Source organism: Phycicoccus sp. Soil802, assembly GCF_001429605.1.
Lineage (GTDB): Bacteria > Actinomycetota > Actinomycetes > Actinomycetales > Dermatophilaceae > Pedococcus.
Window position 1 is genome coordinate 406,977 of the sequence record NZ_LMSS01000006.1, and the last position, 11,732, is coordinate 418,708.

The 11,732-nt window shown below is 71.5% G+C and carries 9 protein-coding genes, 2 tRNA genes and 1 pseudogene; 6 read left to right on the plus strand and 6 right to left on the minus strand.

The features are described from left to right. Positions 1-77: 77 nt before the first annotated feature. Positions 78-1,466, minus strand: coding sequence for a trigger factor (gene tig / locus ASG91_RS15930; RefSeq protein ID WP_056923607.1), 1,389 nt, complete (start codon positions 1,464-1,466; stop codon positions 78-80). Between the two features lie 433 nt (positions 1,467-1,899). On the opposite strand from tig, the gene ASG91_RS15935 reads away from it, so the two are divergent. The 4 genes and pseudogenes from ASG91_RS15935 (at position 1,900) to ASG91_RS15955 (ending at position 7,570) form a co-directional block, all read left to right on the plus strand. Then, the gene (locus ASG91_RS15935) at positions 1,900-3,096 is read left to right on the plus strand and encodes a S53 family peptidase (RefSeq protein WP_056923608.1); all 1,197 of its coding nucleotides are present in this window, start codon (positions 1,900-1,902) and stop codon (positions 3,094-3,096) included. Positions 3,097-3,681: 585 nt separating this feature from the next. Next, positions 3,682-4,698, plus strand: a pseudogene (locus tag ASG91_RS21470) (hypothetical protein); the annotation flags it as partial. Between the two features lie 314 nt (positions 4,699-5,012). Continuing rightward, entirely contained in the window at positions 5,013-6,470 is a 1,458-nt protein-coding gene (locus ASG91_RS21285) for an NAD(P)/FAD-dependent oxidoreductase (RefSeq protein ID WP_056923611.1), read from the plus strand. A 134-nt stretch (positions 6,471-6,604) separates the two neighbouring features. Further along, on the plus strand, positions 6,605-7,570 hold the full coding sequence (locus ASG91_RS15955) for a zinc metalloprotease (RefSeq protein ID WP_056923612.1): 966 nt from the start codon (positions 6,605-6,607) through the stop codon (positions 7,568-7,570). A 62-nt stretch (positions 7,571-7,632) separates the two neighbouring features. Here the strand turns inward: ASG91_RS15955 and ASG91_RS15960 are convergent. Continuing rightward, a tRNA-Gly gene (locus tag ASG91_RS15960) sits at positions 7,633-7,706 on the minus strand. Positions 7,707-7,795: 89 nt separating this feature from the next. On the opposite strand from ASG91_RS15960, the gene ASG91_RS15965 reads away from it, so the two are divergent. Further along, positions 7,796-7,869 (plus strand) — tRNA-Pro (locus ASG91_RS15965). Positions 7,870-7,881: 12 nt separating this feature from the next. Here ASG91_RS15965 and ASG91_RS15970 read toward each other — a convergent pair. Further along, positions 7,882-8,541, minus strand: a complete 660-nt coding sequence (locus ASG91_RS15970) for a tRNA (guanosine(46)-N(7))-methyltransferase TrmB (protein WP_056923613.1) — start codon at positions 8,539-8,541, stop codon at positions 7,882-7,884. 127 nt (positions 8,542-8,668) lie between these two features. Between ASG91_RS15970 and ASG91_RS15975 the strand changes: the two genes are divergently transcribed. Next, on the plus strand, positions 8,669-9,193 hold the full coding sequence (locus ASG91_RS15975; protein ID WP_056923614.1) for a DUF4395 domain-containing protein: 525 nt from the start codon (positions 8,669-8,671) through the stop codon (positions 9,191-9,193). A gap of 39 nt (positions 9,194-9,232) precedes the next feature. Here the strand turns inward: ASG91_RS15975 and ASG91_RS15980 are convergent, their stop codons facing one another. From ASG91_RS15980 to ASG91_RS15990, 3 genes are all read right to left on the minus strand, one after another. Beyond that, positions 9,233-10,288 (minus strand): PP2C family protein-serine/threonine phosphatase, encoded by a 1,056-nt coding sequence (locus tag ASG91_RS15980; RefSeq protein ID WP_056923615.1) that lies wholly within the window; start codon positions 10,286-10,288, stop codon positions 9,233-9,235. A 175-nt stretch (positions 10,289-10,463) separates the two neighbouring features. Beyond that, positions 10,464-10,931: a ribose-5-phosphate isomerase gene (locus tag ASG91_RS15985; protein WP_056923616.1), complete on the minus strand. Its 468-nt coding sequence runs from the start codon at positions 10,929-10,931 to the stop codon at positions 10,464-10,466. A 128-nt stretch (positions 10,932-11,059) separates the two neighbouring features. Next, positions 11,060-11,686, minus strand: a complete 627-nt coding sequence (locus tag ASG91_RS15990) for a DsbA family protein (protein WP_256363729.1) — start codon at positions 11,684-11,686, stop codon at positions 11,060-11,062. Between the last annotated feature and the right edge of the window lie 46 nt (positions 11,687-11,732).

Below are 11,732 nucleotides of genomic sequence, written 5' to 3' on the forward strand. Positions count from 1 at the left end.
AGGTCGCGTCCCCGGGAGGGGACGCGACCTACTGTTTGTTGCTGGATGACCTCGTTCGGGTCGGTCAGACGGAGCGCTCAGGCGTGGTCGTGACCCTCGTGGTCACCGTGGTCGTGGTCGTGGTCGTGGTCGTGGGCGTGGTCGTGGCCCTCGTGGTCGTGCTCCGAACCGCCCTCGAACAGCTGCGAGGCGACGTCGGTGGCGGTGACCTCGTTGAGGTCGACGGGCTGACCGGCCGTGTCGACGACCTTGGCCTGCTCGAGCACCGCGGCCAGCGCCTTGCGACGAGCCACCTCGGCGACCATCGCGGGGACCTGGCCCTGCTGGTCGATCGCCTGGGCGAACTGGTTGGGGTCCATGCCGTACTGCTGGGCGGACATCACGAGGTACTCGATCAGCTCGGGCTGCTCGACCTTGACCTCGGTCTTCTCGGCGATGGCGTCGAGCAGGAACTGGGCCTTGAGGGCCTTGCGCGTGTTGGCGTCGACCTCGGCGCGGTGCTCGTCGTCCTCGAGGCGGTTCTCGCCCTCGAGGTGCTGGTTGACCTCTGCCTCGACGACGCCGTCCGGCACGGGGATGTCGATGGTCTCGAGCAGGTGCTCGAGGACCTTGTCGCGGGCCTGGACGCCCTGCTCGAACTTGGCGGCCTGGTCGGCCTGCTTGGTGACGTCCTCGCGCAGCTCCTTGAGGGTGTCGAACTCCGACGCCAGCTGGGCGAAGTCGTCGTCCAGCGCGGGGAGCTCGCGGACCTTGACCGACTGCACGGTCACGACCACGTCGGCGTCCTCGCCCTCACGGTCACCGCCGGCGAGCGGCGCGGTGAACGACTTGGTCTCCTCTGCGGCCATCCCGGTGAGGGCCTCGTCGAGCCCGTCGAGCATGTTGCCCGAGCCGACCTCGTAGGAGACACCCGTGACCGAGTCGATCTCGTCGTCGCCGATGCTGGCCTTGAGGTCGATCGAGACGAAGTCGCCGTTCTCGACGGTGCGCTCGACGCCCTTGAGGGTGCCGAAGCGCTCCTGCAGCGCGATCAGCCGGGCCTCGACGTCCTCGGGGGACGCCTTGGCCTCGTCTACCTCGACCGTGATGCCGCTGAAGTCGTCGGGCAGCTCGACGTCGGGGCGCACGTCGACCTCGACGGTGAACTTGAGGTCCTGCCCGTCCTCGGCCGGCACCTCGGTCACGTCGACCTCGGGCTGCCCGATGGGGCGGACCTTGTTCTCCTCGACGGCCTGGCCGTAGAACTGCGGGAGGGCCTCGTTGACGGCCTCCTGCAGGACCGCGCCGCGGCCGACCCGCTGGTCGATGATGCGCGAGGGGACCTTGCCCTTGCGGAAACCGGGCACCTGGATCTGCGAGCCGATGGTGGCGTAGGCGGCGTCGAGGCTCGGCTTGAGCTCCTCGAACGGCACCTCGACGGTCAGCTTGACCCGGGTCGGGTTCAGGGTCTCGACGGCACTCTTCACTGCGGGATACTCCAAGGTCGTGGGGGGCGTGGTGCTGGTGGTGGTGCTGGGGCGTGGTGCGTGCCTGCGGTGCGGAGCACCACCGGTCACCTCGCGACGGGGCAATGCGAAGGCCCGCTGCGCCGGCTTCAACAGGCGGCGACCGGGCCAAAACCTCATGGTAGCCGGTGTGCGCCCACGCTCCGAACCGGCGGCCCACCAGCCCGAGGAGTATGCCGCGGAGCATGCCGCGCGGGACCACCGCCACATCGCCGGCCGAAGTGCCCATGACATCCGTCACGACTTTGTGTCAAGGGTCTCCCCGGCGCTTCCCAATTCTTCGCCAGCCGGGAGGTTGGGCACCGAAATCCATTGCCAGACAATGCTTTCGGAGTGAGTCTTCCACGGGTGAGGCGGTAGTGGCCGCCTCCTTCCACGTCAGGAGACACTTCGTATGCGCACGCAGATCCTCTCTGTCGCGTTGGCGGCCTCGGCATCCCTGGGGCTCGTCACGACCGCGGTCACCGCCGCTTCGGCAGCCCCCTCCCCCAAGGCGCACGCCCAGCGCGTGTGCGCGACGCCGAGCTCACCGACCGTCGCGGCGTGCCACGCCCTGAAGCTGGTCGACCCCGACGGCCGAGCGGTCAGCCCAGCGGGACAACCGGTCACCCCGAACGCCATCTCCGGCAAGACCCCCGCGGACATCCAGAGCGCCTACAAGGTGACGGGGCTGTCGGCCGGCGGACGCACCGTCGCGATCGTCGACGCCTACGGCTACCCGAACGCCGAGCGCGACCTCGGCATCTACCGCGCCCAGTGGGGCCTGTCGGCCTGCACCACGGCCAACGGCTGCCTGCGCATCATCAACCAGACCGGCGGCACGTCGCTGCCCCGCTTCAACGTCGGCTGGGCCGGCGAGCAGGCCCTCGACCTCGACGCCGTGTCGGCGACCTGCCCGAGCTGCAAGATCGTGCTGGTGCAGGCCAACAGCGCCAGCCTCACCGACCTCGGTGCAGCGGTGAACACCGCGGCCACGCAGGCCGGTGTCGCCGCGATCTCGAACAGCTACGGCGGAGGCGACCTTGCCGACGGCTCGTACGGCGCGGCATACAACCACCCCGGTATCGCCGTGACCGCCTCGACCGGCGACAACGGGTACCAGGGCGGCAGCTTCCCCGCGTCATCGCACTACGTCACCGCCATCGGCGGCACCTCCCTGGTCAAGGACTCCAGCGCCCGCGGGTGGTCGGAGACGGCCTGGAGCGGCGCCGGCTCCGGCTGCACCACCCTCAACGCGGCGCCGGCCGGCCAGACCTCGGCGATGACCAGCTGCAGCGGTCGTGCCATCGCGGACGTCTCGGCCGTGGCCGACCCGGCGACCGGACTGGCCACCTACGCACCGACCACGAAGACCGCCTCGTCGTGGGCGCAGTACGGCGGCACCAGCCTCTCCTCGCCGATCGTCGCCTCGGTCTACGCCCTCAGTGGCAACACCGCCGGTTACGCGAACACGCTCCCCTACGCCAACCCGGCGGGACTGTTCGACGTGACCTCGGGCTCCAACGGGACGTGCGCCTCCTGGTGCACGGCGAGGTCCGGCTGGGACGGCCCGACCGGGCTCGGCACCCCGAACGGCACCTCGGCGTTCTGACCTGACCGGTCAGTCACACCGCCGGCCCCGGGGACGACCCCCGGGGCCGGCGGTGTACCCCAGGGCACCTGCGTGTCCGGCGCTCCGGTCCTGCCGAAACCTTCCGTTCACGCCCGTTGGTGAGCAGTTGGTTGACCTTGGACAAGGCTGGGACGGCAGACCTTTGGCGCAGCCGCACCCCGCACCTAGCATGTGCCGAACGGCCAACGGCGGCCGCTGTTCGGCGCCCCCAGTCCACGGACGTCGAGTGGACGAATAGGGGTTAGCGCTGTGCCGTCAGTCCAGTACTCGACGCCGCATCGGGTTGCGGCTCCTCGACGAGGTTTCCTCGTGCTGGTCGTCGCCCTGACCTCGGTCGTCACGGTCATCGCTCCCGCGGACCGGGCGCTGGCGGCCGCGGTGCCGCCCTCGGGCACCCCCGCCTCCCACCCGACCAACGGCCCACCGGCACCCGCCCCGGCCGTGGCCCCGGTCCACCCGCCCTCCGCTGAACAGAAGGACGCCAGCGACACCCCCGCGGCGCCCGAGGCGGCCGCCGCCTCTGCGGACGTCTCCATCGTCAAGACCGTCTCGCCGCCGGTGCTGGTGCCGGGGTCGACGGTCACGTACACCCTGACGGTCGACAACGACGGCCCGTCGGCGGCCACCGACGTCACCGTCGAGGACGTGCTCGATGTCGCCCTCAGCGGGGCGACGTCGACGACGACCGCCGGCACGTGCGACGCCGTGGGCACGGACAACACGCTGCGGTGCTCGCTGGGCTCCCTGGACCCGGACGACGACCCGGTGACGATCAGCGTCATCGCGCTCCTCGACGGTGACCACGTGGGGACGATCTCCAACACCGCGAGCGTCGAGAGCGCTACGCCGGACCCCGATCCCGCCGACAACACGGACACGGTGACGGCCACGACCGGCCCGAGCGCCGACCTGTCCCTGGTGAAGTCGGTCAGCCCCCGCGCTCCCGTTGCCGGCACGAGGGTGGCCTACACGATCAGGGTGCACAACGCCGGTCCGATGACCGCCCACGGCGTCACGGTGACCGACCTGCTGGACGCGGACCTGCTCGACGCGTCCGTGACCACGACCGTGGGCAGCTGCGCCCCGATCAGCACCGACCACACGGTCGCCTGCGCGCTCGGGTCCCTCGCCGACCGACAGACCGCCAGGATCACCATCAGGGCGACCGTCGCCGGAGGCGCCCGGGGCGCCCTCACCAACACGGCGTCGGTGTCCTCCCCCACCCGCGACCCCGATGAGGCCGACAACGCCGACACGGTCTCGACCCCGGTCGTCGTCGACACGGACGTGAGTCTCCTGAAGAGCGTCTCGAGCTCGACCGCCGAGGTGGGCGACGACGTCGTCTTCAGGCTCAAGGTCTCCAACGCCGGACCGTCGACCGCCCGCAAGGTCGTCGTCACCGACCTCCTGCCTGCAGGGCTGCGGGTGTCGCGAACCCCCGTGGCCGACGATGGTGAGTGCTCGGTCTCCGGACCCAGGGTCACCTGCCGCCTCGACGAGCTGGCGGCCGCTGCATCCACCGAGATCCGGGTGACCGCAACGGCGCTCGCCGCAGCGGGGGGCGAGTCCCTGACCAACACGGCCCGCGTGGTCACGCCGTCCAACGACCGGGTCGGCACGAACGACCAGGACTCCGTGGTGCTGGCGGTCGCCGCCCCGGAGCCTCCGCCACCGGCGGCCTCACCCGATCCACCGGCGGCGTCGCCCACGCCGCCCGCGGTCACCGACCGGTGCCCCTCGTGCCCCCCCGAGCTGGCCGTCACGGGAGCCGACCCGGCGCCCGAGACCGCCCTGGCGCTGGCCATGCTGCTGGCCGGGCTGCTCCTCACGTGGACCGCCCGCCGTCGTGGGGCGCTCCTCGCGCACGCGGACCGACCGCCGTCTACGTTGAGGTCATGGCTGCACAGACCCCGCCCAGCACCCCCGACCTGCCGCCCGAGTGGGACGTCATCGTCGTCGGCGCCGGCCCCGTGGGTGAGAACGCCGCGGACCGGGCGCACAAGGCCGGACTCACGGTCGCGCTCGTGGAGAAGCACCTCGTGGGCGGCGAGTGCAGCTTCTACGCCTGCTCCCCGAGCAAGGCCCTGCTCCGCCCGATCCACGCGACGCGCGCCTCCCAGCGGGTGCAGGGCTCCGAGGGGGCACGCGTCGACCCCGCGGGGGTGCTGGCTCGCCGCGACGCGTGGGTCAACCGGATCGGCACGACCGACACGTTCGACGACGGCGGCCAGGTCGGCTGGCTCGACCACGTCGGCATCACCCTGCTGCGCGGGGAGGCCCGCCTGACCGGTGAGCTCGCGGTCGAGGTCGACGGGAAGCCGTACCGGGCCCGACGGGCCGTCGTGCTCGCGACCGGCACCACCTCGACGATCCCGCCGATCCCCGGGCTGCGCGAGGCGCGCCCGTGGACGAACCGGGAGGCGACCACGAGCCGGCGGATCCCCGACCGGTTGGCCGTGCTCGGGGGCGGCGTGGTCGCGTGCGAGCTCGCCCAGGTCTACGCGGCGCTCGGGTCGGCGGTCACCATCATCGAGCAGGCCGACGGGATCCTCGGCCGCCACGAGGAGTTCGCGGGAGACGCGGTCGCCGAGGCGCTGGAGCGCGACGGCGTCGACCTCCGCCTGGGGACGCGAGCCGAGTCCGTCTCGCGACTGGGGCCCACCGGCGAGGTGACCGTCCAGCTGTCCGACGGCACGAGCGTGACCGCGGACGAGCTGCTCGTCGCCGTGGGTCGCACACCCGCCACGAGTGGCCTCGGGGTGCAGGAGGTAGGCGGCGAGCTCGACGACGCGGGCTTCGTCCGGGTCACCGAACGCATGGAGGTCGAGGGCATCTCGCCGGACCACCCCTGGTTGTATGCCGTGGGCGACGTCAACGGGCGAGCCCTCCTCACGCACATGGGCAAGTACCAGGCCAGGGCCGTCGGGGACCTGCTCGGTGCGCGCGCGGCCGGCCGTGAGCCGGACCCGCGGACCACCGTCCCCTGGGCCACCGGCGCCGGGTCGCCCCAGGTCGTCTTCACCGACCCCGAGGTTGCGGCGGCCGGGCTCACCGAGGCCGAGGCTCGCGAGCGTGGCCTGACCATCCGGATGGTCGACCTGCCGATGGACTCCGCGGCCGGCGCCGGACTCCAGGCCGAGGGCTACCAGGGACAGGCGAGGATCATCGTCGACGAGGAGGCCGGCGTCCTCGTCGGGGCGACCTTCGTCGGTCAGGACGTCGCGGAGCTGGTCCACGCCGCCACGGTGGCGATCGTCGGCAAGGTGCCGCTGACGACGCTCTGGCACGCAGTGCCGTCCTACCCGACGATGAGCGAGATCTGGCTGCGCCTGCTGGAGGAGTACGGCGTCTGAGCCGGGCGACGGAAGATCTCCGTCGGCGAGCGGAGCTCTCCGTCATCCGTACGGCCCACGAGGACGTTTCGCGAGGTACGGTCCGAATTTGACCCCGGCGACCGCACGCGGGGGAAGACCTCCGAAGGGACACCATGCGACTTCGCACTCCCCTGCGCCTGGGCGTCCTGACCGCGGCAGCAGCCCTCGCGTTGCTCGGTGGTGGGACGGCCGCCACCGTGAACGCCGCGGCCGTGACGTCACCGGGGGTGGCCGCGTGCCAGCCCGGCGGCAACCACAGCGGCGCCCGGGTCAAGGCCGGCAGCAAGGCCGTCGAGCCCGCGCTCTACCCCAAGAACGAGGCCAACGCCTACGGCGTGCTCACGAACCTGCCCACCCTCGCCGACGGCAGCGTGCGCATCGACACCGTCTTCCACATGGTCGACAAGGATGCCTTCACCACCGCGGAGAAGGCCCGGTGGCAGACGCTCATCGCGGCCCAGCTGAAGGTGCTCAACGACTCGTACTCGGGGGCGACCGCCACCGGTGCCGCCGACACCCCCTTCCGCTTCCGACTGGTCGACACGACGTGGACGACCAACCCGGCGTGGTACACCGCGGTGCCCGGCAGCAACGCCGAGCGGGAGATGAAGCGGACGCTGTACCGCGGCGACGCCACCACCCTCAACGTCTACGGGACCCAGGGTGGCGGGCTGTTGGGCTGGGCCTACTTCCCCAAGGGCTACAACCACGGCCGCGACTACATCGACGGCGTGGTCATGATGGCCGAGTCGATGCCCGGAGGGACCGGGCTGGGATACCCGCAGTACACCGGGGGCGACACCCTCACCCATGAGTCCGGCCACTGGCTGATGCTCGAGCACACGTTCGCGCACGGCTGCGCAGCCAACGGCGACTGGGTGGCCGACACCGCACCCGAGGCGATCCCGCAGTTCGACTGCCCGATCGGCGCGGACACCTGCGCCGCCCCCGGGGTCGACCCGATCCACAACTTCATGGACTACACGCAGGACTCGTGCATGAACATGTTCACGAAGGGTCAGGCGGACCGGATGAGCGACGCCTGGCAGCAGTTCCGCGCCAGAGGCGGCAAGAGCTGACCCTCCTGGGCACCGTCAGCGAGGGCCCGCACCGGACGTCGGTGCGGGCCCTTGGCTGACTCTGGAGCGGGTGACGAGAATCGAACTCGCGTAGCTAGTTTGGAAGACTAGGGCTCTACCATTGAGCTACACCCGCGTGGACCGACAGACCCCCGGAGGGGCGGCTGATCCGAGGCGTTAGCCTAATGCCCGCGATCGTGTGACCTGAAATCGGCACACCATCGACGGGGTATGGCGCAGGTTGGTAGCGCGTCCGCTTTGGGAGCGGAAGGTCGCCGGTTCAAATCCGGCTACCCCGACACAGGGCTCGGTCAGCGCGGGGTGGCCCGGAACTCGCTGACCCGACGGCCCGCGGCCAGCCCCTTGGCCTCGAACCCGTCGGTGGGTCGCCACGGCGGCCGCTCCCCCTCCTTGACGTCGAACCCCCCGTGCGCCGCGAGCTCGGAGCGCACGTGGGCGGCATACCCGTCGTGGTCGGTGGCGAGCAGGAGGTGGCCACCGGGGGCGAGCCGATCGGCCACCAGGTCGAGGGTCTGTCGTGAGACGAAGCGGCGCTTGGCGTGCTTGGCCTTGGGCCACGGGTCGGGGAAGAAGACGTGCACCGCGGCGAGGGAGCCCGGGAGCACCCGGTCGGCCAGCAGCAGGACCGCGTCGCCCTGGTGCATCCAGACGTTGCCGAGCCCCCGGCGCTCCGCCTCGGCCAGCATCCGGGCGAGCGCGGGCGTGAAGACGTCGACGGCGAGGAGGTCGTGCCCCGGGTGGGTGGCCGCGTAGGCCAGGGCGGCGGCGCCGTGACCGCAGCCGACCTCGAGCACGACGGGTGCGGTCCGCCCGAACGCCTCCTCCGGCACGAGCGGACCGTCGGTCGGGACCGAGTGCGCGGGGGCGAGGGTCTGCATGCGCTCGACGGTGAGCGCCGACAGCCGTCCCCGGCGGGCGTTGTAGGACCGCACGCGTCCCTCGGTGTCCACCGCCCCAGCCTAGGGACCGGACGACGTCCCCTGACCCCGGCCTGCGGAGTGGCTGCCGACACCCTCCCCGTCCCGACCTGCGACCCACGGGTCGATAACCGACGCTTATGTAACCCATAATGTGGGCATGCGCATCTCCCGCTTCCCCAACATCGTCGACGACGTCACCGTCCGCCTCATCGCGGGCGTCATCCTGGTGCTCGCCGTCGTCGCCCTCGCGGCGCACCAGTGGTGGCTGTATGCCGTGCTCGCGACGGACTTCGTGCTGCGCTCGGGCTGGGGACCGTCGGCCAGCCCGGTGGCGATCCTCGTCAACCGCTGGATCCGACCCCGGGTGTCGGCCGCCCCGCGCTACACGGCCGGGCCCCCCAAGCGCTTCGCCGCGACCGTCGGGGCCGTCTTCACCCTGGCCGCGACGATCCTCTGGCTGGCCGGGACGAGCCTGCCGGTCATCCTCATCGGCGTCGTCATGGTGGTCTTCCCCGCGCTGGAGTCGCTCGCCGGGATCTGCGTGGGGTGCATCGTCTTCGGCTGGTTGATGCGACTCGGCCTGATCCCCGAGTCGGTCTGCCTCGAGTGCGCCGACATCACCCGCCGCGCGGCCCAGCGCCAGGCGGCGGCCGCAGGGGCCCCCGCGGGTTCGCAGGCCTGACCACGACCGGGCCGGCGCCCACCCGACGCAGGCTCGGGCTCAGCGGCGCCAGACGAGGACGGCCGCGCGGTCGTCGGTCTCGCCGGCCCGGGCCGCGTTGCACACCTTCGCAGCCATGCCCTCGAAGCCCTTGCCGATCATCCGCTCCGCCGTCCCGAGCATCCGGTCGATGCCGTCGCGCAGGTCGCGGTTGCGGACCTCGATGACCCCGTCGGTGTAGAGGAGCAGCGCGTCGCCACGGCCGAGCTGGCCGCGGATCCGGGGGAAGGCCAGCCCCTCGGTGACGCCGAGCACTGGGCCCTCGTCACCCTCGAGGACCTCCCACCGGCCCGAGCCGGCCGAGAAGCGCACGCCCGGGGGGTGACCGGCCGACCCCAGGCTGTACTCCCCCGTGGTCAGGTTGATCATGGCGTGCGCCGCGGTCGCGAAGCCCTCGTCCCACGCCTGGCGCAGCAGGTAGGAGTTGGCGGCCGGCAGGAAGGTGTCGTAGGGCAGCGACCCGAGGAGGCCCCCGAACGCCCCGGACAGCAGCAGTGACCGCGTGCCGGCAGCGATGCCCTTGCCCGAGACGTCGACCAGCGCGAGCTCGAGGACGTCGTCGTGGCGGCTGGTGACGAGGAAGTCGCCGGAGAACGAGTCACCGTACGCGGACAGGACGGACAGCTCGGCGCCCCACCCGCTCGGCAGCTCCGGGAGCTCGCCCTGGGTGCGCAGCCGGTCGCGCAGGTCGACCAGCATCGACTCCCCGAGGTTGCCCTGCACGCCCAGGCGGGCCCGCGAGGCAGCCACCCAGAACATGATGATCATGACGAGCGTCAGCACGCCGTACGCGGCCAGGATGCCGGGGGAGGCGTCCCGGTCCAGCACCGTGTAGGCCCCGGCGATGAGGATCGCGACGTCGACCGCGGCCAGCACCTTCGGGGTGAGGAAGAGGCCCGCGAGGACGGCCACCGGGACGTACGCCGAGAAGGGGACGTTGTCGGGCCACAGGGACATGGACCAGCAGAGCAGCGTGTTCGCAGCGATGACGCCCGCCGCGGTCGCCGCCTGGCCCCAGCGCACGAACCTGTACCGACTGCGCTGGACCCGGGACATGACGGATCGCCGAGCGAGAAAAGTCCTCTCGACAACCACTGTGAAGTTCCTTCGGCAAGGCAGGGTGCGGGCACCCTTGTGCGTCTGCGGGATGGGTCGACCCCTATCCGACCCGCCGCCAGCGTAGTGGGAGGTCAGTGGGTGCGCGCCAGATCGGTGGAGATCAGGCGGCGAGTCAGGCCTGCGGCGGCAGCGTGCCGGACTCCTCGTAGGCGCTGACCATGTCGATCCGGCGCTGGTGCCTCGGCGCACCGGAGAACGGCGTCGCGAGGAACGCCGCCACCATCGCCTTGGCCTCCTCGACGGTGTTCATCCGGCCCCCGATCGAGATGACCTGGGCGTTGTTGTGCTCCCGAGCGAGGGTCGCGAGCTCGGCGTTGTAGCACAGGGCCGCGCGGATGCCGGCGACCTTGTTGGCCGCCATCTGCTCTCCGTTGCCCGAGCCACCGAGCACGACACCCAGCGAGTCCGCGTCAGCGGCGACGGCCTCGGCTGCACGCAGCACGAAGACGGGGTAGTCGTCCTCGGGGTCGAGGGTGTGCGGCCCGTGGTTGGTCACGTCGTGGCCCTCGGCCTCGAGGAACGAGACCAGCTCACCGAGCAGCTCGTATGCCGCGTGGTCGCCGCCGATGTGGACGCGCATCTGGTGCTCCTCCGTCGAAGTCTGCTGTGTCGCCAACAGCGCGCAGCGATCCTATTGCGCCCTGCAGCCCCCGTCTCTCAGTCGCTGCGTGGGTCTGGCTGCTGCGTGGGTCTAGCTGCTGCGTGGGTCTAGCTGAAGATCGGGCCGACGGTCCGCGACCGCTTGAGCTCGTAGAAACCGGGGGTGCCGGCCACCAGGACGCAGCCGTCCCAGAGCCGACCCGCAGCCTCACCCTTGGGGGCGGGTGAGACGACCGGACCGAAGAAGGCCTCGCCGTCGACCGCGACGACCGGCGTGCCGACGTCGTCACCGACCAGGTCGATGGCCCGCTGGTGGCTCGCGCGCAGCTCTGCGTCGACCGCGTCGGACTCGGCGAAGTCGGCCAGCTCCCAGGGCAGCCCGACCTCTTCCAGGGCAGGGCCGATGACCTTGGCGTAGTCCTTCTCGCCACCGAGGTGGATGCGCGTGCCCATGGCGTCGTAGAGGGGCCTGATCACCTTGTCGCCGTGGTCGCGCGCCGCGGCGATGATGACCCGCACCGGGCCCCAGGCTCGATCCATCATCTCGCGGTAGCTGTCGGGGAGGTCGCGACCCTCGTTGAGGACCGCCAGGCTCATCACCGACCAGGTCACGTCGACGGGACGGACCTCCTCGACCTCCATCATCCAGCGGGACGTCATCCACGCCCACGGACACAGGGGGTCGAACCAGAACTCGGCGGACGTACGGGTCTCGGACACAGGGGTGGCAGTCACACCCACAATCCTGCCACTGCCCTCCGGGAGCCACACCAGCGGTGGT

Bases quoted from the DNA above. Each gene is read 5' to 3' on its own strand.
- ASG91_RS15975 (WP_056923614.1), top strand. From the start codon at position 8,669: ATGCGCATCTCCCGCTTCCCCAACATCGTCGACGACGTCACCGTCCGC.
- ASG91_RS15935 (WP_056923608.1), top strand. From the start codon at position 1,900: ATGCGCACGCAGATCCTCTCTGTCGCGTTGGCGGCCTCGGCATCCCTG.
- ASG91_RS15955 (WP_056923612.1), top strand. From the start codon at position 6,605: ATGCGACTTCGCACTCCCCTGCGCCTGGGCGTCCTGACCGCGGCAGCA.
- ASG91_RS15980 (WP_056923615.1), bottom strand. From the start codon at position 10,288: ATGTCCCGGGTCCAGCGCAGTCGGTACAGGTTCGTGCGCTGGGGCCAG.
- ASG91_RS21285 (WP_056923611.1), top strand. From the start codon at position 5,013: ATGGCTGCACAGACCCCGCCCAGCACCCCCGACCTGCCGCCCGAGTGG.
- ASG91_RS15985 (WP_056923616.1), bottom strand. From the start codon at position 10,931: ATGCGCGTCCACATCGGCGGCGACCACGCGGCATACGAGCTGCTCGGT.